Raw genomic sequence first — 25,953 nt, forward strand, 5'->3', positions numbered from 1 at the left:
GTGAGCTGGAGGGGACGGTCGCGTGAGCGAAATACCTGCGCAGGCACAGCACGTCGGGGTGCCCGAAGCGCCGTGGCGCGAAGCCGTGTGGCAGAGCAGCCCGCCTGGCTCGATCTATGACCACATAAAAGTCGCGTCCTTCTCGATCGGCCCCGACGGGCTCGTCGACCAGTGGAGCCGGCGTGCCGAGGAACTCTTCGGCCTGGCCGCCTCCCAGGTGGTCGGCAGAGACCCGGTCGACGCCTTCATGCCCGCGGAACTCCGCCCCGGCGGCCGCCGCCGGATCACAGAGATCCTCGACGGCAAGGAATGGACCGGTCTGGTTCCGTTCCGCATCCCCTCCCAGTCCGGTTCCGCGCCCGGCCCGGACGCGGTGGCCGAGATCTACGTCATGCCCACCGAAACCGAGCTCGGCGAGCGGGCCGCCCTCTGCGTCGTCGTCGACGTACAGGCGCTCCGGCGGATCGAATCCGATCTCGCCGCCTCGCAGGCGATATTCGGACAATCACCTTTCGGATTTCTCCTTTTCGGCACCGACCTGACCGTGCAGCGCGCCAACCGCCGCTTCGCCACCGTCTTCGGCGGCGCCGCCGAGGACCACCGGGGCCGCACCGTCCACGACTACCTGCCCCGCCGCGAGGCCGACCGGATGGCCGCCGCCCTCCAGCGGGTCCTCGACACCGGCGAAGCCGTCACCGACCTCCAGATCAGCGGCGCCGCCCCCGGCAGCCGCGACCACCGCCACTGGTCCATCAACCTCTACCGCGTGCACGGCGCCTCCGGCCGGCCCGTCGGCGTCGCCGGCCTCGGCACCGACGTCACCCGCCGCCACCTCGCCGCCCGCGAAGCCGCCGGCGTCCGCCGCAACCTGGCCCTCCTCAACGAGGCCGGCGCCCGTATCGGCAGCTCCCTCGACCTGGAGACCACCGCCCGCGAACTCCTCGACGTCACCGTCCCCGGCTTCTGCGACCTCGCCGCCGTCGACCTCTACCACGGGCTGCTGCTCCCCGACGACGACCGGCCGGTGCGCACCGGCGGCGCCCCCGCCCGGTCCGCCGCGGCCGCCGGCGGACTGCGGATGCCGTCCGCGAAACTCCGCCGCGTCGCCTTCGCCAGTGCCGTCTCCGACGCCCCATTGTCCGGACCCGGCAGCGTCGGCCCGGTCGCCGTCGGCGACACCCACCGCTACCCCGCCACCTCGCCCGCCGCGCTCGCCCTGCGCACCGCCCGGCCCCGGCTGGTCCTCGGCGGCGGACCCGACGACCTCGTCCAGTCCACCCTCGTCGTCCCGATGGTCGCCCACGACAGCGTCGTCGGCCTCGCCCAGTTCTCCCGTACGAAGGGCAGCGAGCCGTTCGGGGAGCGGGACCGGGCCGTCGCCGTGGAACTCGCCGCCCGGGCCGCCGTGTCCATCGACAACGCCCGGCTCTACCGGCGCGAACACGAACGCGCCCTGATCCTCCAGCGCAGCCTGCTGCCCCCCGGCGACCCCGAGGCCGCCGGCCTCGACATCGCCTGCCGCTACCTGCCCGGAAATGCGGCCACCGAGGTCGGCGGCGACTGGTTCGACGTCATCGAACTGCCCGGCCACCGCACCGCCCTCGTCGTCGGCGACGTCATGGGCCGCGGCCTGCGGGCCGCCGTCGCCATGGGAGAACTGCGCACCGCCGTCCGCACCCTCGCCCTGCTCGACCTGGAACCCGCCGAGGTGCTCGCCGCCCTCGACGAGGTCGCCCGCGGCCTCGGCGCCCCCGGCGGCCAGCACTCCCGGGCCCGCGACCGCGAGGCCGACCTGTCCGAGGTGTACCTCGCCACCTGCGTGTACGCCGTCTACGACCCCGTCACCCGGCGCTGCACCATCGCCAACGCCGGCCACATGCCGCCGGTGCTCGTCGAACCCGGCGGCGAGGGTCCGCTGCTGCTGGAGGTACCGCCCGGCATGCCGCTGGGCGTCGGCGGCGAACCGTTCGAAGAGGTCGAGGTCCAGCTCCCCGAAGGCGCCCTGCTCGCCCTCTACACCGACGGACTGGTCGAATCCCGCGACCACACCCTCGACGAAGGGCTGCGCGGCCTGCGCGAGGCCCTCACCGATCCGGTCCGGCCGCTGGAGGACGTCTGCGACCACGTCCTCGGCAGCCTGGAGACCCGGCACGGCGAGGACGACATCGCCCTGCTCATGGCCCGCGTCCAAGGGCTGTCCGCCGACGCCGTCGGCGACTGGCAGCTGCCCCGCGAGGCCCGCTCGGTGGGCCGGGCCCGCGAACTCGCGCGCGGCAAACTCGTCTCCTGGGGCCTGGAAGCCCTCGTCGACACCACCGAACTGCTCGTCAGCGAACTCGTCACCAACGCCCTGCGGTACGGCGAGGGCGAGATCCGGCTGCGCCTGCTGCTGGACCGCACCCTGGTCTGCGAGGTCTGGGACGCCGGCCTGGTCCAGCCGCGCCGCCGCAGAGCCCGCGACACCGACGAAGGCGGCCGCGGCCTCCAGCTCGTCGGCCTGCTCTCCGCCGGCTGGGGCTCCCGGCGGACCCCGCGCGGCAAGACCGTCTGGTTCGAACTGCCCCTGCCCGGCGCCGAACCCCTCGCCGAGCTGTCCGCCGAGCAGCTGCTCAGCATGTACGGGTGACCCGGCGCGCCCCGACCCCGCGGCCGGACCGGCCGGGCGCGGGGCCGTGGCGCGTACGGACCGCTCCGGTACGGGCGCCCGCGGCTCCGCAGGGTTCAGGCCGCGCGGCCCGACTTCAGCGCGGCCAGCCGGGCCTCGACCTCCGCGGAGCGGCCCAGGTCGTCCAGGGCCTCGAACTGGGCGTCGAGCGAGGAGGCCGCCAGCTCCTCCCGGCCCAGCGCCCGGGCCTCCTCCCGCCGGACCTTGTCCTCGAACCGGCCCAGCTCGCTGGTCGGGTCCATGACGTCGATGCTCTTCACCGCGTCCAGCATCGTGTTCTGCGCCTCGGCGGTCTTCGCGCGGGCGACCAGCTCGTCCCGCTTGGCCTGCAGCTCGGTCAGCTTCTCCTTCATCGCCGCCAGGCCCGACTTCAGCCGCTCCACCACCTCGGTCTGACCGGCGATAACCGGCTCGGCCGCCGACGCCTCCTGCTCCGCCCGGACCTGGCGGCCCAGCGCGACCTTGGCCAGGTTGTCGAACGTGTCGGCCTCCGCGGTCCGCCCCGCCCCGCGCAGCTCGTCGCCCTTCCGGCTGGCCGCGAGGGCCTTGCCGCCCCACTCGGCGGCCGCGTCCACGTCCTCGCGGTGGTCCTGCTCCAGCATCCGCAGGTTCCCGATCGTGGTGGCGACGGCCTGCTCCGCCTCGGAGATGTTGTTCGCGTAGTCGCGGATCAGCTGGTCCAGCATCTTCTGCGGGTCCTCGGCCTGGTCCAGCAGGGCGTTGATGTTGGCCTTCGCGAGCTGGGCGACGCGGCCGAGGATGGTCTGCTTGCTCATGGGACGTACTCCTGGAAGGTCGTCGTGGGTGCCGGGGGCGGGGGCGGGGGCGGGGACGGGGACCGGTCAGAACCTGCCGCCACCGCCCATCCGGCCGCGGGTGCCGCCGCCCCCGAAGGAGCCCGGGCCGAGGCCGCCGCCCCCGCCGAAACCGCCTCCGCTCCCGCCTCCGGATCCGCCCCCGCCGCCGAAGCCGCCGTACGAGCCGCCGCCGCGGCCCGCGCCCAGCAGCTCGCCGAGGATGATCCCGCCGAGCACCGCGCCGCCCATCCCGCCGCGCTGCCCGCCGCCTCCGCCGTACGGGTTCCGGTAGCCCTGGACGTCCTGCTCGGCCAGCTGCCGGGCCTGCTGCGCCAGCGCGTCCGCCTGCTGGGCCTCCGCCAGCGCGCCCGGCGGGTCCGTGGCCGCCAGCGCCGCCGACCGGGCCAGCCTCCGTTCCGCTTCCGCCAGCCGGGTGCGGGCCGTGCTGCCGACCGCGCCGCGGCTCGTCGTGACGAAGTCCGCCGCCGCCCCGATCGTGCTGCGCGCCGCCAGCTGCGCCTGGTCGAGCAGGGCCGCCGCCCGGACCCGGCCCGACTCCCGCTCCCGGGCCCCGGCCAGCGCCGCGTCCAGGGCCGCATCGGCTTCCTCGACCCGGCGCAGCGCGTCGAGCGGGTCGTACCGGCCGGCCTGCACCTCGGCCCGCACGTCCGCGAGCACCGAGCGGGCCCGGCCGATCCGGCCGCGCAGGTCCGCCGTGGGCACGCCCTCAGCGGTGCCCGACAGCAGGCCCTCGGCGTCCGCCAGGTCGGTGTCCGTCTCCGTCAGCGCGCCGTCCAGCTTGCCCGCCGCCTCCGCCAGCTCCCGGGCCCGCCGGTCCACCGCGCTCACCAGGATCGCCGCCTGGTCCACCGCGCCCTCGGCCGCCCGTACGTGCACGGCGGCCCGGGAGGCGTCCCCGGCGGCCAGCGCGGCGCGGGCCTCGCCGAGGCTGGTGGTTGCGAACAGCAGCCGGTCCTTGGCCTGTTCGACGTTGCCGGCCACCGGGGCGGCGGCCGAATCCGCATACCGGCCGGCCAGCGCGATCAGTACGGCCTCCGCGGTGCCGGTCCGGCCGGTCAGGTCGCGGAACCGTTCCTCCACGGCGGTCAGGGCCTGCGGGGCGTTCTGCTCCAGCGCGCGCAGCCGGTCGAAGTCCTCGGACTGGGCGTCCAGCCGCCGGTTGGCCTCCGTGCAGCGGGCCACGATCTCGTCGAGCAGCCGGCGACGGGTCGGGTCGTCCTCCGGGTACGCGTCGTCGAGCTGCTGACGGAGCCGGAAGGCGTGCGTCAGCTCGTCCTTGGCGTGCGCCAGGGCCTCGGCGAACGGGCGGGCCGCCGTCTCACCGAACTGGGCCGTGGCAAAACCGAGTTCCTCGGTGCTGGTGCGGACGGCGTCGTCCGTGCCGACCAGCAGGGACCGGGCCCTCGCGTCCAGCTCCGGCAGCGGGACCTGGCCGGGCGGGGCGGCCGGGGTGCCCCAGCCGGGCGGGGCGGGCGTGGTCCCGCCCTCCTTGCGGCGGCGGCTGCGTCGGTACGCGTACACGCCGAGGGCGCCGGCGGCGCCGACCGCGACGACGGGGAGGACGTAGTCGCCGGCGCCGCCCGTCTCGTCGTCCCCGCCGGGGTCCGCCGCGCCGGGGGTGACCGACGGGACCGGGACCGGGCGGCCGGCCAGCACCGCGTCGTAGCCGGCGGCCGCGCCGACGGCGGCGCCGGCCCAGTCGTTCGCGCGCAGTGCCGGCTCGATGGCGCTGCGGGCGACCTCGGCGAGCTGGGCCTCGGTGAGGCCGGCGGTGCGGCCGGCCGAGTACGCGTACTGGCGGGCGCCGGTGGCGACGGCGAGGAGGATGTCGTCGTCGCCCAGGCCGTTGCGGGTGGCGGTGGCGTCGGCCCAGCCCTGTGCGGTGCGGCTGCCGAAGTCGTCGACGTACGCGACGTAGAGCTGGATGCGGCGGTCGGCGTACAGGCGGTCCAGGGCGGCCGTGACGGCGTGCTTCCGGCCGGCCAGGGCGTTGACGCGGTCGGTGATCTGGCCGTCCCTGGAGAGCGTTACGGGGTCTTCGGCGGGGGCGGCCGCCGTGTGGGGCGGGGCGGCTGTTGCCGGGGTGCCGCTCAGGGCCAGCAGGGCTGCGGCGGGGGCCAGGGCGGCCCGCGCGGCCGTCCTGACGCGGCGGCTTGTGGGCGGCGTCACATTTGGGAGGGTATGGGGGGTCGGGCGGGGACGCGACCGGAGTGTGTGCGGGTGGGTGGGGGCGGGCGGGGGCCCTGCGGGGCTGGTCCCCCACCCGCCCTTTCGCCGTTTCCCGGGGCTGCGCCCCGGACCCGCTTCGGGGGCTCCGCCCCCGGACCCCCGCGCCTCAAACGCCGGCGGGGCTGGAGTTGCCCCCGCGCCTCAGACTCCCCCAGCCCCAGGGGGCTGGGAGGTGCCCCCTGGCGAGGCTGGGATTGGCGGGGCTCAGCCGTCCCGCCGCCTCCCGATCTTGTTGCCCAGCCAGACCAGGGGGTCGTACTTGCGGTCCGCTGCGCGTTCCTTCAGGGGGATGAGGGCGTTGTCCGTGATGTGGATGCCCTCCGGGCAGACTTCCGTGCAGCACTTGGTGATGTTGCAGTAGCCGAGGCCGTGGTCGTCCTGGGCGGTGCGCTTGCGGTCGAGGCCTTCGGAGGCGGCGGCGTCCAGGGGGTGCATGTCGAGTTCGGCGATGCGCATCAGGAAGCGGGGGCCTGCGAAGGAGGGCTTGTTGTCCTCGTGGTCGCGGACCACGTGGCACGTGTCCTGGCACAGGAAGCACTCGATGCACTTGCGGAACTCCTGCGAGCGGTCCACGTCGATCTGCTGCATCCGGTACTCGCCCGCGGCCACGCCGGGCGGCGGCACGAACGCCGGGATCGAGCGGGCCTTCTCGTAGTTGAAGCCCACGTCCGTGACCAGGTCGCGGACCACCGGGAAGGCCCGCAGCGGGGTCACCGTGATGGTGTCCGTGCGGTCGAAGACCGACATCCGGGTCATGCACATCAGCCGGGGCCGGCCGTTGATCTCCGCGCTGCACGAACCGCACTTGCCCGCCTTGCAGTTCCAGCGGACGGCCAGGTCCGGGGCCTGGGTGGCCTGGAGCCGGTGGATGATGTCGAGGACCACCTCCCCGTCGTGCACCTCGACCGTGAAGTCCCGCAGCTCCCCGCCCTCCGGGTCGCCCCGCCACACCCGGAAGCTCGCGTCGTAGCTCGTCACGCCTACAGCTCCTCTTCGGAGAGGTACTTGACCAGCTCTTCCTTCTCGAACAGCGCGAGCAGGTCGGGACGGATGGGATCGGTGGCGCAGCGGACCAGCGCGATGCGGTCGGCCGCCGGATCGGCGGGCGCCGGTACGACGGGCCGGCACAGCAGGTTCACCGGGCGCCAGGCCCGGTCCATGCCCGGGCAGTCCTCGCGGGTGTGGCCGCCGCGGCTCTCCGTACGCTCCAGGGCCGCCTTCGCCACGCACTCGCTGACCAGCAGCATGTTCCGCAGGTCCAGCGCCAGGTGCCAGCCCGGGTTGAACTGCCGGTGCCCCTCGACCCCGGCCCGGGCCGCCCGGGTCCGCAGCACCGCCAGCCGCTCCAGAGCCTCGCGCATCTCCGCGTCCCGCCGGATGATCCCCACCAGGTCGTTCATCGTCTGCTGGAGCTCCTGGTGGAGCGTGTACGGGTTCTCGGCGCCCTCGTCCGCGTGGAACGGGGCCAGCGCCTCCTGCGCCGCCGCGTCGATCTCCCGCTGCGCCACCCCCGGCCGGTCCGCCGCGGCCGCCGCGTGCTCCGCCGCGTGCAGACCCGCCCGCCGGCCGAACACCAGCAGGTCGGACAGCGAGTTGCCGCCCAGCCGGTTCGAGCCGTGCATGCCGCCGGCGACCTCGCCCGCGGCGAACAGGCCCGGCACCCCGACCGCGGCCGCCGTCTCCGAGTCCACCGCCACCCCGCCCATCACGTAGTGGCAGGTCGGCCCGACCTCCATCGGCTCGGCCGTGATGTCCACGTCCGCCAGCTCCTTGAACTGGTGGTACATCGACGGCAGCCGGCGCCGGATCGTCTCCGCCGGCATCCGCGTGGACACGTCCAGGAACACCCCGCCGTGCGGGGAACCCCGGCCCGCCTTCACCTCCGCGTTGATCGCCCGGGCCACCTCGTCGCGCGGCAGCAGCTCGGGCGGCCGCCGGTTGTGGTCCGGGTCCTCGTACCAGCGGTCGCCCTCCTCCTCCGACTCCGCGTACTTCTCCTTGAAGACGTCGGGCACGTAGTCGAACATGAACCGCTTGCCCTCGGAGTTGCGCAGCACCCCGCCGTCGCCGCGCACCGACTCCGTGACGAGGATCCCCTTCACCGACGGCGGCCAGACCATGCCCGTCGGGTGGAACTGCACGAACTCCATGTTCAGCAGCGGCGCCCCGGCCAGCAGCGCCAGCGCGTGCCCGTCACCCGTGTACTCCCACGAGTTGGACGTCGTCTTGAACGACTTCCCGATCCCGCCGGTGGCCAGCACCACCGCGGGCGCCTCCAGGACGAAGAACCGGCCCGACTCCCGCTCGTAGCAGAACGTCCCCGCCACCCGGTCACCGTCCTTCAACACCCGGGTGACCGTGCACTCCTGGAAGACCTTCAGCCCCGACTCGTGGTCTCCGGTCTCCTTGAAGTCCTGCTGCTGCAACTGGACGATCTTCTGCTGGAGAGTGCGGATCAGCTCCAGCCCGGTCCGGTCGCCCACGTGCGCCAGCCGCGGGTACTCGTGGCCGCCGAAGTTCCGCTGCGAGATCCGCCCGTCGGCGGTCCGGTCGAACAGCGCGCCCCAGGTCTCCAGCTCCCAGACCCGGTCCGGCGCCTCCTGGGCGTGCAGCTCGGCCATCCGCCACTGGTTGAGGAACTTCCCGCCGCGCATCGTGTCGCGGAAGTGCACCTGCCAGTTGTCGTGCCCGTTGACGTTGCCCATGGACGCGGCGATGCCGCCCTCGGCCATCACCGTGTGCGCCTTGCCGAACAGCGACTTGCAGATCACCGCCGTCCGCGCGCCCCGCTCCCGGGCCTCGATCGCGGCCCGCAGCCCGGCCCCGCCGGCCCCGACCACGATCACGTCCCACTGCTGCCTGTCGACTTGCGTCATGAAGGAAGGCACCTTTCTCAGGTCCTGTGTGTCAGGTCCCACGGGGGCTCAGAAGAGGCGCGGGTCGTCGAAGGCCCCGGTCGCCAGCAGGTACACGTACAGGTCGCACAAGGCCACGCTGATCAGGGACGACCAGGCCAGCAGCGTGTGGCGGGCGTTCAGCTTCCCGGCCAGCCCCCACAGCCGGTACCGCACCGGGTGCTTGGAGAAGTGCCGCAGCCGGCCGCCGATGATGTGCCGGCACGAATGGCACGACAGCGTGTACGCCCAGATCAGCACGATGTTCACGAGGAACAGCAGGGTGCCCAGGCCCATGTGCCCCCACGCGTACTGCGCATCGCGGAAGGTCAGCACCGTGTCGTACGTGAGGATGCCCGCGACCGGGAGCGCCGCGTAGAAGAAGTACCGGTGCATGTTCTGGAAGACCAGCGGGAAGCGGGACTCGCCGGTGTAGCCGGAGTGCGGCTCGGCAACCGCGCAGGCGGGCGGCGAGGCCCAGAAGCCCCGGTAGTACGCCTTGCGGTAGTAGTAGCAGGTCAGCCGGAAGCCCAGCGGGAACACCAGGATCAGCAGCGCCGGGGACAGGCCCCACCAGCTGCCGAACAGATCCCAGTTGGGGCCGTTGCGCATCGGGACGCAGTTCTCGGCCAGACAGGGCGAGTAGAAGGGCGACACGTAGGGCGCCGCGTAGTAGTCCGCGTTCGCGAAGGCCCGCCAGGTCGAGTACGCGATGAAGGCGAGCAGCCCGGCCGCGGTGCCGGCGGGGGCCAGCCACCACCGGTCGGTACGCAGGTGCCGGGCCGCGATCGCGGCCCGGGACGGGTGGTGCACGCCGGACAGCCGGACGGGTGGTTCGGTGCCTGTGGCCAAAGGTGACTCCGGGGGAGTGGGTCAGGAGTGGCCCAGGAGACCCGGCCCGCGTCCGGCGCTGCGGCCGGCGGGCCGGGTCTGATGGGTGGTGGGGTGGACCCGCGGGCGGACCCGCGGGAGCGGACGGCCCGCCGGAGCGCCGGCAGGCCCCCGGCCGCGGCTGCGGTCAGGGCGCCCGGCGGTCTCGGGCGCCCAGGCCCTCGTCGTCGGTGTCCGTCCAGAGCGAGCCGTCGTACGGGGTGTCCGGGATGGTGACCATCCCCGAACGGTCCGGCGGAGCACCGCCGGGCCGCCGCTGCGCCTGCTCCTTGCGTTCGAGCTGCTCGACCTTGCGGGTCAGCTCGTCGAGGTTGCGGCGTACGGCGTTCAAATCGTCTTGCAGGGACATGACTTGCCCTCACTTCCGCAGGTTGCGGTGGCAACGCTCATGTGCGCCTGCGAGTGTCGCGCCTCCCGTCCCCCGTTGTGAAGGGACGTGCAGCGATTCCGGGCGCGCAGGCGCAACCTGTGCGCCCCCTCCCGGCTCCATTCTCGTCCCTCGGCCGGGGGAACGCCCGGGCCGGCCGCGCCGGGCCGGTTGGTCCGCACGGGTGGGCTTCGCGGCGTGGCGCGGACCGGGTCCGGAGGGCGTGCCGGGGCGTCGATTTCAGTGGAGCCCGTCACCAGTGTGATCAGCTCCAAATACCCCCATCCGTGATCAAGCACGGCCCGTCCCGGAGGTGGACTCCCATGTCGCAGCGACGGCGCAGCTCCCAGGCGCTCCTGACAGCAGCCGTGGCCGGGGGCCTGCTCACGCTGCCCCTCCTCGCGGGCTGCGGCACACCCGACGCCGCGACCGGGCCGGCCGCCGCGCCGCCCGACATCCGCGCCTCCGCCCGCGACCAGGTCGCCGACGGCGGGGTCGTCCGCTGGGCCGTGGACGCCCTCCCGGCCACCTTCAACACCTTCCAGGCCGACGCCGACCCCACCACCACCCGGATCGCCGGAGCGGTGCTCCCCGCCCTGTTCACCCTCGACGCCCGCGGGCGGGCCGTCGCCAACCCCGACTACCTGGAGAAGGCCGAGGTCATCGAGACCGAGCCGCAGCAGGTCGTCCTGTACAAGCTCAACCAGCAGGCGGTCTGGAGCGACGGCCGGGAGATCGGCGCCCCCGACTTCGTCGCCCAGTGGCGCGCCCTCAACGGCAAGGACTCGGCCTTCTGGACCGCCCGCAACGCCGGCTACGAACGCATCGAGAAGATCGAGCGCGGGGCCAACGACCTGGAGGTCAAGGTCACCTTCGGCAGGCCGTACGCCGACTGGCAGTCCCTCTTCACCCCGCTCTACCCCAAGCAGGTCACCGGCAGCCCCGAAGCCTTCAACGAAGGCGCCCGCGGCGCCCTCAAGGTCACCGCCGGGCCCTTCAACCTCGGCGCCATCGACAAGAAGACCGGCACCGCCGCGCTCTCCCGCAACCCCCGCTGGTGGGGCACTCCCGCCAAACTGGACACCCTCGTCCTGACCGCCGTGGCCCGCGCCGACCGCCCCGCCGCGCTGGCCGCGGGCAAGCTGGATCTGGCCGAAATCGACCGGTCCGGCGCCGAGCGGATCGCCCTCGCGGCCCGCGACGGCCGCCGCACCGGCAGCTCCGGCCCCCTGCGCCACGGCCCCGGCGCCGCCACCACCTCCGCCCAGGCCCTGCTGTCCTGGGCCATCGCCCACGGCTCGCCGGGCGAGCGGGCCGAGGCGGAGCAGGCCCGGCGGGTCCGCGCCGCCGCCGCGGTCCGCACGTACGCCGCCGAGCAGGACGGGCTGCGCGGCTACACCGTCCGCAAGTCCCTGGAGCCCGCGTACACCCAGCTCGCCCTCAACGGGGCGGCCGGACCGCTCGGCGACGAGCGGGTGCGGCGGGCCATCGCCCGCGCCCTGGACCGGCAGGACCTCGCCGAAGTGGTCCTCAAGCCGCTGGGGCTGCCCGCCAGGCCGGTCGGCAGCCATCTCGCCCTGGCCGGCCAGAAGGTGTACGCCGACAACAGCGGCGCGCTCGGCGGCCGCGACACCGAGGCGGCCCGGGCGCTGCTCGCTGACGCCGGCTGGCGGCTCGGCGGCCCGCTGACCACCGCCCCCGAGGAGGCCGCGGCGGGTGGCGAGGCCACCGCGGACGACGGGAAGACCCCGGCCGCCGGCCGCGGCGGCGCCCAGGCCGCGCGTGGCTCCGACGGCACCGGAAACGACGGTCTCTACATCGTGGGCCAGGAGGACGACGGCAAGAACGGCCGGGCCGACCGCTCCGGCGAGCTGCCGGAGGGCGGGTACGCGGCCCCCGGCCCGGACGGCGAGATCGTCGACGCGGACACCGCGGGCCGGCGGGCCGGCGGACCGGCCGTGATGGCTCCGGCGCCGCTCGCCGAAGGCCAGGGGGCGGCGCTGCTCGCCCAGGCCGAGGCGGTGACCCGGCCCGCCGGCCGTGACGACGGCAAGAAGCGGGCCGACGAGGGCGACGAGGCCGCCGGGGAGCGGGCCGCCGGGCCGCGGGGCACCGGGGCCCCCGAGCCGGCCCGGCAGGCCCGGACGTCCGGATCGCTGCTCGCCAAGGACGGGAAGGCGCTCTCGCTGCGCTTCGTGCTGCCGGCCGGGCCGGGGTCGGAGGCGCTGCGGACGGTCGGGGAGCGGATCGCGGAGACCCTGAAGAAGATCGGGATCGGGACGCGGCTGACGAAGGTGGCCGACGAGTCCTTCTTCAAGGACCACATCGCGTCCGGGCAGTACGACCTGGCGCTGTACTCCTGGCCGGCATCAGCCTTCCCGGCCACCGACGCCCGGCCGATCTTCGCGAAGCCGGAGCCGGCGGCGGACGGGTCGCTGCTCGTCGAACAGAACTACACGCGGGTCGGCACCGACCACATCGACCAGTTGTTCGACCAGGCGATCGGGGAGCTGGACGAGGAGGCGGCGCGGGAGCTGATGCGGAAGGCGGATGCGCGGATCTGGGCGGCGGCCGGGTCGATCCCGCTGTACCAGCGGCCGGAGCTGGTGGCCGTGCGGCCGGCCCTGGCCAATGCGGGTGCCTTCGGTCTCGCGACCCCGCGCTACCAGGACATCGGCTGGCGCAAGCCGGCCGCCGCCACGGGGACGCGCTAGCCCAAAAGCCCCGGGGCTCCGCCCCGGACCCCGCGCCTCAAACGCCGGCGCGGCTGGATTTTTCCCCGCAGCGGGGAAGCCGAAGTCCGGCCGGGGAAGAACAAGCCCCGCCGGCGAGTGAGGCGCGGGGCCCTGGGCGGAGCCCCGGGAGGGCAAGCTCAGAAGTGGCTCAAGTCGCTTGCCCGGGCGGGACCCCGCCCGGCAAGGTCGGTCCCACCATTGACCCGGTAGCCAGGAACGACCACCCCGTGAACACAGGCCCCACCCCGCCTGAACCCCCGTACAAGAACCTTCGTACGGCCTCTTGACAGACCCCCCGGCGAGCGGTTCCCGCCAGCACGCGTACGATGGGGTAAGGCCGTGGCAGGTTTTCCGCCCGGCGGGCTCGCGTGCCGGACCGTACGCGACGCCAATCCACGATCCGGGAGAAGCGCCGAAGTATGCCCACGCGCCACGATATTCGTAACGTCGCCATTGTCGCCCACGTCGACCACGGCAAGACGACCATCGTCGACGCCATGCTCAAGCAGGCCGGTGCCTTCGCCGCCCACCAGCAGCTCGACGACCGCATGATGGACTCGAACGACCTGGAGCGTGAGAAGGGCATCACGATCCTCGCCAAGAACACGGCGGTGAAGTACCACCCCAAGGACGGCGGGGCGCCCATCACGATCAACATCATCGACACCCCCGGCCACGCCGACTTCGGTGGCGAGGTCGAGCGCGGTCTGTCGATGGTGGACGCCGTCGTCCTGCTCGTGGACGCGTCCGAGGGTCCGCTGCCGCAGACCCGCTTCGTGCTCCGCAAGGCGCTCCAGCAGCGGAAGCCCGTCATCCTCTGCATCAACAAGACGGACCGCCCGGACTCCCGGATCGACGAGGTCGTCAACGAGACGTACGACCTCTTCCTCGACCTGGACGCCGACGAGGACCAGATCGAGTTCCCGATCGTCTACGCCTGCGGCCGCGACGGCATCGCCTCGCTGACCAAGCCGGAGGACGGCACGGTCCCGGCCGACAGCGAGAACCTGGAGCCGTTCTTCTCCGCGATCCTGGAGCACGTCCCGGCTCCGGTGTACGACGAGGAGGCCCCCCTCCAGGCCCACGTCACCAACCTCGACGCCGACAACTTCCTCGGCCGCATCGCGCTGCTCCGCGTCGAGCAGGGCGAGCTGCGCAAGGGCCAGACCGTCGCGTGGATCAAGCGTGACGGCAGCATCTCGAACGTCCGCATCACCGAGCTGATGATGACCGAGGCGCTCACCCGCAAGCCGGCCGAGGTGGCGGGCCCCGGCGACATCTGCGCCGTCGCCGGCATCCCGGACATCATGATCGGTGAGACCCTCGCCGACCCGGAGAACCCGATCGCGCTGCCGCTCATCACTGTGGACGAGCCGGCCATCTCCATGGTCATCGGCACCAACACCTCCCCGCTGGTCGGCCGCGGCGGCTCCGGCAAGGGCGCCGACGCCAAGGCCGCGGTCAAGGACCGCAAGGTCACCGCCCGCCAGGTCAAGGACCGCCTCGACCGCGAGCTCATCGGCAACGTCTCCCTCCGCGTGCTCGACACCGAGCGCCCGGACGCCTGGGAGGTCCAGGGCCGTGGTGAGCTGGCGCTCGCCATCCTGGTCGAGCAGATGCGCCGCGAGGGCTTCGAGCTGACCATCGGCAAGCCCCAGGTCGTCACCAAGGAGGTCGACGGCAAGACCCACGAGCCCGTCGAGCGCATGACGATCGACGTGCCCGAGGAGCACATGGGTGCCGTCACCCAGCTCATGGGCGTCCGCAAGGGCCGCATGGACAACATGTCGAACCACGGCTCCGGCTGGGTCCGCATGGAGTTCGTCGTCCCGTCCCGCGGCCTCATCGGCTTCCGTACGGAGTTCCTGACCCAGACCCGCGGCACCGGCATCGGCCACTCCATCCACGAGGGCCACGAGCCGTGGTTCGGCCCGCTGCAGACCCGCAACAACGGCTCCCTGGTCGCCGACCGCGCCGGTGCGGTCACCGCGTTCGCGATGACCAACCTGCAGGAGCGCGGCGTGCTGTTCACCGACCCCGGCACCGAGGTGTACGAGGGCATGATCGTCGGCGAGAACTCGCGCTCCGACGACATGGACGTGAACATCACCAAGGAGAAGAAGCTCACCAACATGCGCTCCGCCTCCGCCGACTCCTTCGAGGCGATCGTCCCGCCGCGCAAGCTCTCCCTGGAGCAGTCCCTGGAGTTCTGCCGCGACGACGAGTGCGTCGAGGTCACCCCGGAGGCCGTGCGCATCCGCAAGGTCGTCCTGGACCAGAAGGAGCGTTCGCGCACCGCTTCGCGCGCCAAGCGCTAGGCGTTAGGCTCCTCACTGTTTCAACTGCCCGCCCCCGCACGGAGTCCGTGCGGGGGCGGGCTGTTTACGTCTGTCAAACGGATTATTGCGTTCAGGTGTCCGCTGGTGTCCGACTATCGGCCGTCACGCTCCGGAACGTGCGCTAACCGTCCGTTTCGGGTGTGTCTGTCTGTGCTCCATATGTCCGGATTTCGGTTTTCGGCCATGGGTTGATGTTGTGAAAACGAGACCACTTAAGTGTGGTTTACGGTCTGCGGGTCCCTGAGGATGGCTCCATCGAGCTCGGGTCAATGGGTCATGCGCTGTGGGGAGCGCCGACTCACGAGCACACTCGGGACACCGTTCCAACTCGCCGTCAGGGGTGTCGGCGAACGAGCGGGGTCCCTCATGTCGAACAGTGGACTCATGAGGAGGAAACCCATGCGTGGTGCCAAGAGCGCCAAGTGGGTCGCGGGCGCGATCGTCGTCGCCCTGGCTGCAACCGCTTGTGGTGGGGGCAAGGACTCGGACGACAAGGCCAAGGGCGGCGCTGTCGACCCGAACGGCATCTTCTCGGTCGAGACGGGTGAGCCGGAGAAGCTCCTGCACCCGGCCGACACGATGGAGTCGAACGGCTCGATCGTGATGAGCGGGCTCTTCTCGCAGCTGGTCGACTACACCGAAGACGGCAAGCTGACCATGGTCAACGCCGAGTCGGTCGACACCAAGGACAGCAAGCTCTGGACCGTCAAGCTCAAGAAGGGCTGGACGTTCCACGACGGCACCCCGGTGACCGCCGAGTCCTACGTCAAGGCGTGGAACTGGGCCGCCACCATCACGAACAACCAGGGCAACGCCTCCTGGTTCTCGGACATCAAGGGCTTCGACAAGGTCCACCCGGAGAAGGAGGGCGCCAAGCCCACCTCCGACAAGCTGGACGGCCTGAAGGTCCTCGACGAGAGCACCTTCACCATCGAGCTGACCTCGGCGATCCCGTACTTCGCGTACAAGCTCGGCTACGAGGTCTTCTCCCCGCTGCCGGAGTCGTTCTACGCGAACCCGAAGGCCGCCGGTGAGAAGCCGGTCGGCAACGGCCCCTACAAGTTCGACTCGTGGGAGCACAAGAAGCAGATCAAGATCGTCCGTTACGACGGCTACAAGGGCGACAACAAGGCCAAGAACGGTGGTGTGATCTTCAAGAACTACACCACCCTCGAGACCGCCTACGAGGACCTGAAGTCGGGCAACCTCGACGTCCTGCGCCAGCTGGCCCCGAAGGACCTGCCGGTCTACCGCCAGGACCTCGGCGACCGTGCCGTGGACCAGGCGTACTCCGCCGTCCAGACCCTTGCGATCGCGTACTACGCGCCGCAGTGGAAGGACAAGAAGGTCGACCCGAAGGTCATCCAGGGTCTGTCCATGGCGATCGACCGTGACACGATCACCAAGACCGTCCTCCAGGGCACCCGTGAGCCGGCCACCGGCTGGGTCGCCAAGGGCGTCCTCGGCTACCAGCCGAACGCGGCCGACATCACCAAGTTCGACCCGGCCAAGGCCAAGGACCTGATCAAGCAGGGTGGCGGCGTCCCCGGTGGCGCCATCTCCATCCAGTTCAACTCCGACGGCGGCCACAAGGAATGGGTCGAGGCTGTCTGCAACAGCATCACCCAGAACACCGGCGTCAAGTGCGTCGGCGACGCCAAGCCCGACTTCCAGGCCGACCTCCAGGCCCGCAAGTCGAAGCAGGTCAAGTCGATCTACCGCTCCGGTTGGGTCCTCGACTACCCGGTGAACGCGAACTTCCTCCGCGACCTGTTCCAGACCGGCGCCTCGGGCAACCAGGGCGGCTTCTCGAACAAGGACCTGGACGCCGCCATCACCAAGGCGGACACCGCGGCCACCCTCGACGAGTCGGTGAAGGCGTACCAGGAGATCGAGAAGAGCCTGGTCAACTACATGCCCTCCATCCCGCTCTGGTACTACAAGGTCAACGCGGGCTACTCCGAGAAGGTCTCCGGCGTCAAGTACGCGCAGGACGGCGACCCGATCCTCGAGACCGTCGAGGTCAAGAAGTAACTCACTGACGTAGTCCGCAGTACGGATGTGGGCTGACGGGGAGTCAGCCCGCATCCGGCCTATACGCAGTGAACGGGGGGCCCTTCCTCGGTGTGCCGTGCCGGAAACCGGCATGCGCACCGGGAAGGGCCTGTCCTGGCTGCTGCCGCATTCTCAATCGGAGGCACGATGGGGCGCTATGTCGCACGACGACTGCTCCAGATGATCCCGGTCTTCTTCGGGACAACCCTGCTCATCTTCCTGATGGTGTATTCCCTGCCCGGTGACCCCGTGGCGGGCCTGTTCGGGGACAAGGGCACCGACCCGGCCACTCTTGCCAGACTCCGGCACGAGTACGGGCTCGACCAGCCGATCCTCGAGCAGTACATCCGGTACATGGGTGACATCCTGCTCAAGTTCGACTTCGGCACGCAGATCCGAAGCGGACGCGAGATCACCGAGGTCATCGGGGACGCGTTCCCGGTCACCCTGCGTCTGGCCCTGCTGGCGTTCCTGATCGAGCTGGTGCTCGGTCTGGGCCTCGGCGTGGTCGCCGGCCTCAACGCGGGCCGTCTCGCCGACAACCTGGTCCTGATCTTCACGCTGCTGATCATCTCGGTCCCGGTCTTCGTCCTCGGCTTCATCGTCCGTATGGTCTTCTCCGACCAGCTCGGATGGATCGCGCCGAACGTGAGCAACGAGGAGCTCTGGAGCGAGCTGCTCGCGCCGGCCATCGTGTTGGGTGCGCTGTCCCTCGCATACGTGGCCCGCCTCACCCGTACCTCCATGGCTGAGAACCTGCGCGCCGACTACGTGCGCACCGCGGTGGCCAAGGGCCTCCCGAAGAGCCGTGTCTACGGCGTCCACCTCATGCGCAACTCGATGATCCCCGTGGTGACCTTCCTCGGTACGGACATCGGTGCGCTCATGGGCGGCGCGGTCGTCACCGAAGGCCTCTTCAACGTCAAGGGTGTCGGTGGACTGATCTACGACTCCATCGTCCGCCGTGAGGGCATGACCGTGGTCGGTGTCGTCACCGTCCTGGTCCTCGTCTACCTCGTGGCCAGCCTGCTCGTCGACCTCCTTTACGCGGTCCTGGACCCGAGGATCCGGTATGCCTGACATCACCAAGACCGCCACCGCGCCCGCCGAGGAGACGGCCACCGCCGTCGCCGCGGCCGCGCCGCAGAAGGCCGAGAAGGCCCGCAGCCTCTGGGGCGATGCCTGGGCCGACCTGCGCCGCAACCCGTACTTCCTCGTGTCGTCGGTGCTGATCTTCTTCCTGCTGCTGATCGCCGTCTTCCCGAGCCTGTTCACCAGCGCCTCGCCCACCAGGGGCGACCTGGTCAAGCACTTCCTGACCAAGCCGGAGCTGGGCTCCATAGGCTCGCCCGAGTGGTTCGGCTACGACGGCCAGGGCCGCAGCGTCTACGCCCGCCTGATCTACGGCACCCGCGCCTCGATCACGGTCGGCATCGCCGTCACCGCGATCGTCACGGTCGTCGGCGGCATCATGGGCATGATCGCCGGCTACTTCGGCGGCATCGTGGACGCGGTGCTCTCCCGGATCACCGACATCTTCTTCGGCATCCCCTTCCTGCTCGGCGCCATGGTCGTCCTGCAGGCCTTCACCGACCGCACGGTGTGGGTCGTCGTCGGCGCCCTCGCGTTCCTCGGCTGGACCCAGATCACCCGCGTCATGCGCGGTGCCGTGATCACGGTGAAGCAGGCCGACTACGTGCACGCCGCCCAGGCCCTGGGCGCGAGCACCGTCCGGATCCTGTTCCGGCACATCCTGCCGAACGCCCTGGCTCCCGTGATCGTCGTCGCGACGATCGCGCTCGGCGGTTACATCTCCGCCGAGGCCACCCTGTCGTACCTGGGTCTGGGCCTCGCGTCCCCGACCGTCTCGTGGGGTGTCGACATCTCGGCGGCCGCCGCGCAGATCCGCGTCGCCCCGCACATCCTGCTGTGGCCGTCGATCATGCTCAGCATCACCGTGCTGGCGTTCATCATGCTCGGCGAAGCAGTGCGCAACGCCCTCGACCCGAAGATGCGCTGAGGAGGGCGTACGTGACCACCATCGACAAGACCGCGACGGTCCCGGCCCCGCGTAACGGCGGCGACAACGAGGGTCCGCTCCTCGAAGTCCGCGACCTGCACGTGGAGTTCCACACCCGCGACGGCGTGGCCAAGGCCGTCAACGGCGTCAACTACAGCGTCTCGGCCGGCGAGACCCTCGCCGTCCTCGGCGAGTCCGGCTCCGGCAAGTCCGTGACCGCTCAGGCGATCATGGGCATTCTCGACATGCCCCCCGGCAAGATCCCGCAGGGCGAGATCTTCTTCCGCGGCCAGGACATGCTCAAGATGAGCAACGAGGAGCGCCGGAAGATCCGCGGCTCGAAGATCGCCATGATCTTCCAGGACGCGCTCTCCTCCCTGAACCCGGTGCTGACCGTCGGCTACCAGCTCGGCGAGATGTTCCGCGTGCACCAGGGGCTGTCCAAGAAGGAAGCCAAGCTCAAGTCCATCGAGCTGATGGACCGGGTGAAGATCCCCGCCGCCAAGGCGCGCGTGGACGACTACCCGCACCACTTCTCCGGTGGTATGCGCCAGCGCATCATGATCGCCATGGCGATGGCCCTGGAGCCGGACCTGATCATCGCCGACGAGCCCACCACGGCTCTCGACGTGACCGTCCAGGCCCAGGTCATGGACCTGCTCGCGGAGCTCCAGCGCGAGATGAACATGGGTCTGATCCTGATCACCCACGACCTCGGCGTCGTCGCCGACGTCGCGGACAAGATCGCCGTCATGTACGCGGGCCGGATCGTCGAGACCGCCCCGGTCCACGAGATCTACGCCCGTCCGGCGCACCCCTACACCAAGGGTCTGCTGGAGTCGATCCCGCGCCTGGACCAGAAGGGCCAGGAGCTCTTCGCGATCAAGGGCCTGCCGCCCAACCTGCTGCGCATGCCGTCGGGTTGCGCGTTCAACCCGCGCTGCACCGCCGCGCAGGACATCTGCAGCTCCGAGATCCCCGTGCTGCACTCGGTGACCGAGCAGGACGGCAGCGAGCTGCCGGGCCGCAAGAGCGCCTGCCACTTCTGGAAGGAGACGATCCATGGCTGACCTGAGCTCCAAGGGCGAGCCGATCCTCCAGGTGCGCAACCTGGTCAAGCACTTCCCGCTGACCCAGGGCATCCTGTTCAAGAAGCAGGTCGGTGCGGTCAAGGCCGTCGACGGGGTCTCCTTCGACCTCTACCAGGGCGAGACCCTGGGCATCGTCGGCGAGTCCGGCTGCGGCAAGTCCACCATCGCCAAGCTCCTCATGAACCTGGAGCGGGCGACCGCCGGCGAGGTCTTCTACAAGGGCCAGGACATCACCAAGCTGTCCGGCCGCGCCCTGAAGGCAGTCCGCCGCAACATCCAGATGGTGTTCCAGGACCCGTACACCTCGCTGAACCCCCGTATGACGGTGGGCGACATCATCGGCGAGACCTTCGAGATCCACCCCGAGGTGGCCCCGAAGGGCGACCGGCGCCGCAAGGTCCAGGAACTCCTGGACGTGGTGGGCCTGAACCCCGAGTACATCAACCGCTACCCGCACCAGTTCTCCGGCGGTCAGCGCCAGCGCATCGGCATCGCCCGCGGCCTCGCGCTGAACCCCGAGATCATCATCTGCGACGAGCCGGTCTCCGCCCTGGACGTGTCCGTCCAGGCGCAGGTCATCAACCTGATGGAGAAGCTGCAGGACGAGTTCAACCTCTCCTACATCTTCATCGCGCACGACCTGTCGATCGTCCGGCACATCTCGGACCGCGTGGGCGTCATGTACCTCGGCAAGATGGCCGAGATCGGAACCGACGCGGAGATCTACGAGCACCCGACGCACCCCTACACCCAGGCGCTGCTGTCGGCCGTCCCGGTCCCCGACCCGGAGGCTCGCGAGAACCGCGACCGGATCATCCTCACCGGTGACGTCCCGTCGCCGGCGAACCCGCCGTCCGGCTGCCGCTTCCGCACCCGCTGCTGGAAGGCCGAGGAGAAGTGCGCCACCGACGTGCCGCTCCTCGCCATCCCCGAGCGCTTCCAGGGCTCGGACTCGCCGGCCGCCCACGAGTCGGCCTGCCACTTCGCCGAGGAGCGGGCCGTCCTTCCGGCCTGATCCCCAGCGCGTACGCCTCCGGGGGCGTCCTGCCGCAGCCGCGGCGGGGCGCCCCCGTGGCGTTCCCGGGGCCCGGGCAGGCCCGCCCGAAAACCCTTTGCCCCGGCCCGGCACGGCGTACGAGGCTGGGGGGATGCTGACCGTACGGCCTGCCCGGGCAGGCGATGCGCCGGACATCTGCGCACTGATGAACGCCGTCGACCTCGTGGAGATCGGGCGGGCGGAGACCGAACTCGCCGAGGTCGAGGCTGATCTGCTGCATCCCGAGATGGACCTGGAGCGGGACTCCTGGCTGGCGTTCGAGGACGGCCGGCCGGTCGCGTACGCCTGCCTGTGGTGCGACGGCGATCCCGAGCGCATCGACACCGACCACTACGCGCTGCCCGGCCATCCGGAGGCGGCCGAGCGGCTGCTCGCACTCATGGAGGCCCGGGCGCTGGAACGGGCCCGGGAGGCCGGCGCCGTACGGGCCGTGGTGCACCTGAACCTCAACATCGCACCCACCACCGACCCCGCCGTGCTCACCCGGCGCGGCTGGGAGCGGGTGCGCCGCTACCACGTGATGACCCGCCCGGTCTCGGTGCAGGCCGACCCGCTGCCGGAGCCGCCCGCCGGCCTCACCCTGCGGGACTGCACCGACGAGGCGGACCGGCGGATCGCCCACGCCCTGCACATGGAGTCCTTCACCGAGCACTTCGACCACCAGCCGCGCACGTACGAGCAGTGGCTGGCCGACCTCGGCGCGACCCGCGAGGACATGGACTGGTCGCTGGTGTGGATCGCGAACGCGGCCGGTCAGGGTGACGTCGGCGTGTGCATCAGCAAGGACAACCGGGCCGCGATGGGCTGGGTCCGCAGCCTCGGCGTCCGCAAGGGCGCCCGCGGCCGGGGCGTCGCCGGCTTCCTGCTGCGGCACGCCTTCGCGGTGTACGCGGCCCGCGGGCGCGACACCCTGGGCCTCGGCGTGGACACCCGCAACGAGACCGGTGCCCTCCGGCTGTACGAGGCGCACGGCATGGGCCCGCACTACGCCGTGGACACCTGGGAGACCGTCCTGGACTGACGGCCTCCGGCCGGCGGTGCGGCAACCGGGTGACAGGCGGGCCCGAACGGGCCCGCCCGGCATGCGGGGGCTCACCGTTCGGGGTGACATTGGCTTCCTGAGTACGACCAGGCGGACAGGACGACCTGGGAGCCATGAGGAGGCACTCCATGCGCGGAGCCACGCACGCCAAGTGGGCCGCATGCGCGGTGGCCGTCGCCCTCGGAGCGACGGCCTGCGGCGGCGGAAGCGACGGCGGCGGAGGTGACGGCGCCGGCATCGTGAGCTCCTCCTGGGGAGACCCGCAGAACCCTCTGGAACCGGCGAACACCAACGAGGTGCAGGGCGGCAAGGTCCTCGACATGCTCTTCCGGGGCCTCAAACGCTACGACCCGGAGACCGGCGAGGCGGTGAACATGGTCGCCGAGTCGATCGAGAGCACCGACCAGCAGAACTTCACCGTGACCCTGAAGGACGGCTGGAAGTTCAGCAACGACGAACCGGTCACCGCGCAGTCCTTCGTGGACGCCTGGAACTACGCCGCGGACGTCCGCAGCAAGCAGAACAACTCCCCGTTCTTCAGCAACATCGTCGGCTACGAGGACGTCCACCCGGAGTCCGGCGACCCCAAGACGAAGACCATGAAGGGCCTGGTCGTCAAGGACGCCAAGACCTTCACCGTGGCCCTCACGGACAGGTTCTCCACCTGGCCCGACACCCTCGGCTACCAGGCCTTCTCCCCGCTCCCCAAGTCCTTCTTCACCGACCACGCGGGCTGGCTGGACAAGCCGGTCGGCAACGGCCCGTACACGGTGGACTCGTACACCAAGGGCAGCGGCATGAAGCTGCGCAAGTGGGACGGCTACACCGGCCCCGACAAGGCGCAGAACGGCGGCGTCGACCTCAAGGTCTACACCGACAACAACACCGCCTACACCGACCTGATCGCCGGCAACCTCGACCTGGTCGACGACGTCCCTGCCCAGCAGCTGAAGAACGTCAAGAACGACCTCGGCGACCGGTACATCAACCAGCCCGCCCTGATCATCCAGACCCTCACCTTCCCGCTGTACGACCCGGGATGGAGCAAGGCCGGGATGGAGAAGGTCCGCCAGGGCATCTCCCGCGCCATCAACCGCGAGGAGATCACCAAGCAGATCTTCCAGGACACCCGCACGCCCGCCAAGGACTGGACCTCCTCCGCCCTCGGCGAGAAGGGCGGCTTCAAGGACATGTGCGGCGACCTGTGCACGTACGACCCGGCCGCCGCGAAGAAGCTGATCGAGGACGGCGGCGGACTGCCCGGCGGCAAGGTCACCGTCACCTCGAACGTGGACACCGGCTCCCACCGGGTGTGGATGGACGCCGTCTGCAACAGCATCAACAACGCGCTGGGCCGCGGCCCGGTCTGCACCGTCAACCCGGTCGGCACCTTCGCGGACTACCGCAACCAGCAGAGCTCGTACAAGCTCACCGGCCCGTTCCGGTCCGGCTGGCAGGGCGACTACCCGCTGATCCAGAACTTCCTGCAACCGCTGTACTACACCGGCGCCTCCTCCAACTACGGGAAGTTCAGCAACAAGGACTTCGACAAGCTCGTCGACGAGGCCAACGCCGAGAGCGACACCGCCAAGGCCATCGCCAAGTTCCAGGACGCCGAGAAGATCCTGGCCCAGCAGATGCCGTCCATCCCGCTCTGGTACCAGAACGGCAGCGCCGGCTACTCCGAGCGCCTCTCCGACGTCAAGCTCAACCAGTTCAGCGTCCCCGTCTACGACCAGATCAAGGTCGGCTGACCCACACGCCACCAGACGTGGCCGCCCCGGCGCGCGGCATCCGCCGCCGGGGCCGCGGCCACCGAGACCCCGGAGGCGTCTAGATGGGACGCTACGTCATCCGCCGGCTGCTCCAGATGATCCCCGTGTTCATCGGCAGCACCTTCCTGATCTTCCTCATGGTGTACGCGCTGGGCGACCCGGTCGCGGCCCTCTTCGGCGACAAGGCCCCGGACCCGGCGACCGCCGCCCGCATCCGCAAGGACCTCTACCTCGACCAGCCCCTGTGGAAGCAGTACCTGCACTACATGGGCCAGATCTTCCAGGGCGACTTCGGCACCGCCTTCAACGGCCAGCCCGTCACCGAGCTGATGGCCTCCGCCTTCCCCGTCACCCTGCGGCTGACCATCGTCGCCATCCTCATCGAGATCGTCGTCGGCATCACCCTCGGCGTCGTCAGCGGCCTGCGCCGCGGCCAGCTCGTGGACACCAGCCTGCTGGTCCTGACCCTCGTGGTCATCTCGGTGCCGGTCTTCGTCACCGGGTACGTGCTCCAGTTCCTCCTCGGCGTGAAATGGGGCTGGGTGCGCCCCACCGTGTCCTCCGACGCCCCGTTCAACGAGCTGATCCTGCCGGGCGTCGTGCTCGCCCTGGTCTCCCTCGCCTACGTCACCCGGCTCAGCCGCACGTCGATCGCCGAGAACGTCAAGGCCGACTACGTCCGCACCGCCGTCGCCAAGGGCCTGCCGCGCCGCCGCGTCATCACCCGGCACCTGCTGCGCAACTCCCTCATCCCGGTGGTCACGTTCATCGGCACCGACATCGGCGCCCTGATGGGCGGCGCCATCATCACCGAGCGGATCTTCAACATCCACGGCGTCGGCTACCAGCTCTACCAGGGCATCCTGCGCAACAACGCCCCCACGGTGGTCGGCTTCGTGACCATCCTCGTGATCGTCTTCCTGCTGGCGAACCTGCTCGTCGACCTGCTCTACGCGGTCCTGGACCCGAGGATCCGTTATGCCTGAGCCGTACGACCCGCTCCAGCCCGGCGAGAAGGAAGTCATCGCCCCCACCGGACAGGGCGGGCCCATGGACCTCGCGCTCGAAGAGGCCCAGAGCCTGGAGAAGACCCTCGAACCGGCCGGCCCCGGCCCCCAGGAGAAGGCCCGCTCGCTGTGGTCCGACGCCTGGCACCAGCTGCGCCGCAACCCGGTCTTCGTCATCTCCCTGCTGCTGATCCTGTTCCTCGTCGTCATCTCGATCTGGCCGCAGCTCATCGCGAGCGGCGACCCGCTCCAGTGCGACCTGTCCAAGTCCCAGCAGGGCTCCGAGCCGGGCCACCCGTTCGGCTTCGACACCCAGGGCTGCGACGTGTACACCCGTACCGTCTACGGCGCCCAGGCCTCCATCACCGTCGGCATCTGCGCCACCGTCGGCGCGGCCCTGCTCGGCTCGCTGCTCGGCGGGCTGGCCGGGTTCTTCGGCGGCTGGTGGGACGCCGTGCTGTCCCGGGTCGCCGACATCTTCTTCGGCATCCCGGTGATCCTCGGCGGCCTGGTGCTCCTGTCCGTGGTCACCAGCACCACCGTCTGGCCCGTGGTCGGCTTCATCGTGCTGCTCGGCTGGCCGCAGATCGCCCGCATCGCCCGCGGCTCCGTCATCACCGCCAAGCAGAACGACTACGTGCAGGCCGCCCGCGCCCTCGGCGCCGGCAACGGCCGGATGCTGCTGCGGCACGTGGCGCCCAACGCGATCGCCCCCGTCATCGTCGTCGCGACGATCGCCCTGGGCACGTACATCTCGCTGGAGGCCACCCTGTCCTTCCTCGGCGTCGGCCTGCGGCCGCCCACGGTCTCCTGGGGCATCGACATCTCCAACGCGGCCTCCCAGATCCGCAACGCGCCGCACATGCTGCTGTGGCCGGCCGGCGCGCTGAGCATCACCGTGCTGGCGTTCATCATGCTCGGCGACGCGGTGCGCGACGCCCTCGACCCCAAGCTGCGCTGAGGAGGCG

The 25,953-nt window shown here is 71.1% G+C and carries 18 protein-coding genes; 12 read left to right on the top strand and 6 right to left on the bottom strand.

Features of this window, described 5'->3' with window-relative positions:
• The first annotated feature begins 22 nt into the window (after positions 1–22).
• On the top strand, positions 23–2,626 hold the full coding sequence (locus tag LG634_RS18900) for a SpoIIE family protein phosphatase (RefSeq protein WP_372482453.1): 2,604 nt from the start codon (positions 23–25) through the stop codon (positions 2,624–2,626).
• A 95-nt stretch (positions 2,627–2,721) separates the two neighbouring features.
• Here the strand turns inward: LG634_RS18900 and LG634_RS18905 are convergent, their stop codons facing one another.
• The 6 genes from LG634_RS18905 to LG634_RS18930 form a co-directional block, all read right to left on the bottom strand.
• Complete coding sequence (locus LG634_RS18905; protein ID WP_226735045.1) at positions 2,722–3,441, bottom strand: PspA/IM30 family protein; 720 nt, start codon at positions 3,439–3,441, stop codon at positions 2,722–2,724.
• A 66-nt stretch (positions 3,442–3,507) separates the two neighbouring features.
• On the bottom strand, positions 3,508–5,652 hold the full coding sequence (locus LG634_RS18910; RefSeq protein WP_372482454.1) for a TPM domain-containing protein: 2,145 nt from the start codon (positions 5,650–5,652) through the stop codon (positions 3,508–3,510).
• Positions 5,653–5,916: 264 nt separating this feature from the next.
• Positions 5,917–6,690 carry a succinate dehydrogenase/fumarate reductase iron-sulfur subunit gene (locus LG634_RS18915; RefSeq protein WP_226735046.1) on the bottom strand — a complete coding sequence of 258 codons (774 nt, stop codon included), beginning with the start codon at positions 6,688–6,690 and terminating at the stop codon, positions 5,917–5,919.
• Positions 6,691–6,692: 2 nt separating this feature from the next.
• Complete coding sequence (locus LG634_RS18920; protein WP_226735047.1) at positions 6,693–8,588, bottom strand: fumarate reductase/succinate dehydrogenase flavoprotein subunit; 1,896 nt, start codon at positions 8,586–8,588, stop codon at positions 6,693–6,695.
• A 48-nt stretch (positions 8,589–8,636) separates the two neighbouring features.
• Positions 8,637–9,458: a succinate dehydrogenase subunit SdhC gene (sdhC, locus tag LG634_RS18925; RefSeq protein WP_226735048.1), complete on the bottom strand. Its 822-nt coding sequence runs from the start codon at positions 9,456–9,458 to the stop codon at positions 8,637–8,639.
• A 166-nt stretch (positions 9,459–9,624) separates the two neighbouring features.
• Positions 9,625–9,846: an Rv0250c family protein gene (locus LG634_RS18930; protein WP_226735049.1), complete on the bottom strand. Its 222-nt coding sequence runs from the start codon at positions 9,844–9,846 to the stop codon at positions 9,625–9,627.
• Positions 9,847–10,187: 341 nt separating this feature from the next.
• Between LG634_RS18930 and LG634_RS18935 the strand changes: the two genes are divergently transcribed.
• The 11 genes from LG634_RS18935 to LG634_RS18985 all read left to right on the top strand — a co-directional run bounded on the left by LG634_RS18935 (position 10,188) and on the right by LG634_RS18985 (position 25,946).
• Positions 10,188–12,578, top strand: a complete 2,391-nt coding sequence (locus LG634_RS18935) for an ABC transporter family substrate-binding protein (RefSeq protein ID WP_226735050.1) — start codon at positions 10,188–10,190, stop codon at positions 12,576–12,578.
• A 440-nt stretch (positions 12,579–13,018) separates the two neighbouring features.
• Positions 13,019–14,917, top strand: coding sequence for a translational GTPase TypA (gene typA, locus LG634_RS18940; protein ID WP_226735051.1), 1,899 nt, complete (start codon positions 13,019–13,021; stop codon positions 14,915–14,917).
• A gap of 420 nt (positions 14,918–15,337) precedes the next feature.
• Positions 15,338–16,972: a peptide ABC transporter substrate-binding protein gene (locus tag LG634_RS18945; RefSeq protein ID WP_226735052.1), complete on the top strand. Its 1,635-nt coding sequence runs from the start codon at positions 15,338–15,340 to the stop codon at positions 16,970–16,972.
• 168 nt (positions 16,973–17,140) lie between these two features.
• Positions 17,141–18,073, top strand: coding sequence for an ABC transporter permease (locus LG634_RS18950; protein WP_226735053.1), 933 nt, complete (start codon positions 17,141–17,143; stop codon positions 18,071–18,073).
• Complete coding sequence (locus tag LG634_RS18955) at positions 18,066–19,013, top strand: ABC transporter permease (protein ID WP_226735054.1); 948 nt, start codon at positions 18,066–18,068, stop codon at positions 19,011–19,013. Before LG634_RS18950 ends, LG634_RS18955 begins: the two co-directional genes overlap by 8 nt.
• Before the next feature lie 11 nt (positions 19,014–19,024).
• The gene (locus tag LG634_RS18960; RefSeq protein WP_226735055.1) at positions 19,025–20,083 is read left to right on the top strand and encodes an ABC transporter ATP-binding protein; all 1,059 of its coding nucleotides are present in this window, start codon (positions 19,025–19,027) and stop codon (positions 20,081–20,083) included.
• On the top strand, positions 20,076–21,119 hold the full coding sequence (locus tag LG634_RS18965) for an ABC transporter ATP-binding protein (RefSeq protein WP_226735056.1): 1,044 nt from the start codon (positions 20,076–20,078) through the stop codon (positions 21,117–21,119). The genes LG634_RS18960 and LG634_RS18965 overlap by 8 nt, the downstream gene beginning before the upstream one ends.
• Positions 21,120–21,252: 133 nt before the next feature.
• The gene (locus LG634_RS18970; RefSeq protein ID WP_226735057.1) at positions 21,253–22,182 is read left to right on the top strand and encodes a GNAT family N-acetyltransferase; all 930 of its coding nucleotides are present in this window, start codon (positions 21,253–21,255) and stop codon (positions 22,180–22,182) included.
• A 149-nt stretch (positions 22,183–22,331) separates the two neighbouring features.
• On the top strand, positions 22,332–23,957 hold the full coding sequence (locus tag LG634_RS18975; RefSeq protein ID WP_226735058.1) for a peptide ABC transporter substrate-binding protein: 1,626 nt from the start codon (positions 22,332–22,334) through the stop codon (positions 23,955–23,957).
• An 83-nt stretch (positions 23,958–24,040) separates the two neighbouring features.
• Positions 24,041–24,964 (top strand): ABC transporter permease, encoded by a 924-nt coding sequence (locus LG634_RS18980; protein WP_226735059.1) that lies wholly within the window; start codon positions 24,041–24,043, stop codon positions 24,962–24,964.
• Entirely contained in the window at positions 24,957–25,946 is a 990-nt protein-coding gene (locus LG634_RS18985; RefSeq protein WP_226735060.1) for an ABC transporter permease, read from the top strand. The genes LG634_RS18980 and LG634_RS18985 overlap by 8 nt, the downstream gene beginning before the upstream one ends.
• Positions 25,947–25,953: the final 7 nt, after the last annotated feature.

It is taken from the genome of Streptomyces bambusae (assembly GCF_020532645.1).
Classification (GTDB): Bacteria; Actinomycetota; Actinomycetes; order Streptomycetales; family Streptomycetaceae; genus Streptomyces; species Streptomyces bambusae.

Coding starts and splice junctions, on each gene's coding strand:
- LG634_RS18905 (WP_226735045.1), bottom strand. CDS start 3,441: ATGAGCAAGCAGACCATCCTCGGCCGCGTCGCCCAGCTCGCGAAGGCC.
- LG634_RS18920 (WP_226735047.1), bottom strand. CDS start 8,588: ATGACGCAAGTCGACAGGCAGCAGTGGGACGTGATCGTGGTCGGGGCC.
- LG634_RS18930 (WP_226735049.1), bottom strand. CDS start 9,846: ATGTCCCTGCAAGACGATTTGAACGCCGTACGCCGCAACCTCGACGAG.
- LG634_RS18935 (WP_226735050.1), top strand. CDS start 10,188: ATGTCGCAGCGACGGCGCAGCTCCCAGGCGCTCCTGACAGCAGCCGTG.
- typA (WP_226735051.1), top strand. CDS start 13,019: ATGCCCACGCGCCACGATATTCGTAACGTCGCCATTGTCGCCCACGTC.
- LG634_RS18945 (WP_226735052.1), top strand. CDS start 15,338: ATGCGTGGTGCCAAGAGCGCCAAGTGGGTCGCGGGCGCGATCGTCGTC.
- LG634_RS18950 (WP_226735053.1), top strand. CDS start 17,141: ATGGGGCGCTATGTCGCACGACGACTGCTCCAGATGATCCCGGTCTTC.
- LG634_RS18955 (WP_226735054.1), top strand. CDS start 18,066: ATGCCTGACATCACCAAGACCGCCACCGCGCCCGCCGAGGAGACGGCC.
- LG634_RS18965 (WP_226735056.1), top strand. CDS start 20,076: ATGGCTGACCTGAGCTCCAAGGGCGAGCCGATCCTCCAGGTGCGCAAC.
- LG634_RS18970 (WP_226735057.1), top strand. CDS start 21,253: ATGCTGACCGTACGGCCTGCCCGGGCAGGCGATGCGCCGGACATCTGC.
- LG634_RS18975 (WP_226735058.1), top strand. CDS start 22,332: ATGCGCGGAGCCACGCACGCCAAGTGGGCCGCATGCGCGGTGGCCGTC.
- LG634_RS18980 (WP_226735059.1), top strand. CDS start 24,041: ATGGGACGCTACGTCATCCGCCGGCTGCTCCAGATGATCCCCGTGTTC.
- LG634_RS18985 (WP_226735060.1), top strand. CDS start 24,957: ATGCCTGAGCCGTACGACCCGCTCCAGCCCGGCGAGAAGGAAGTCATC.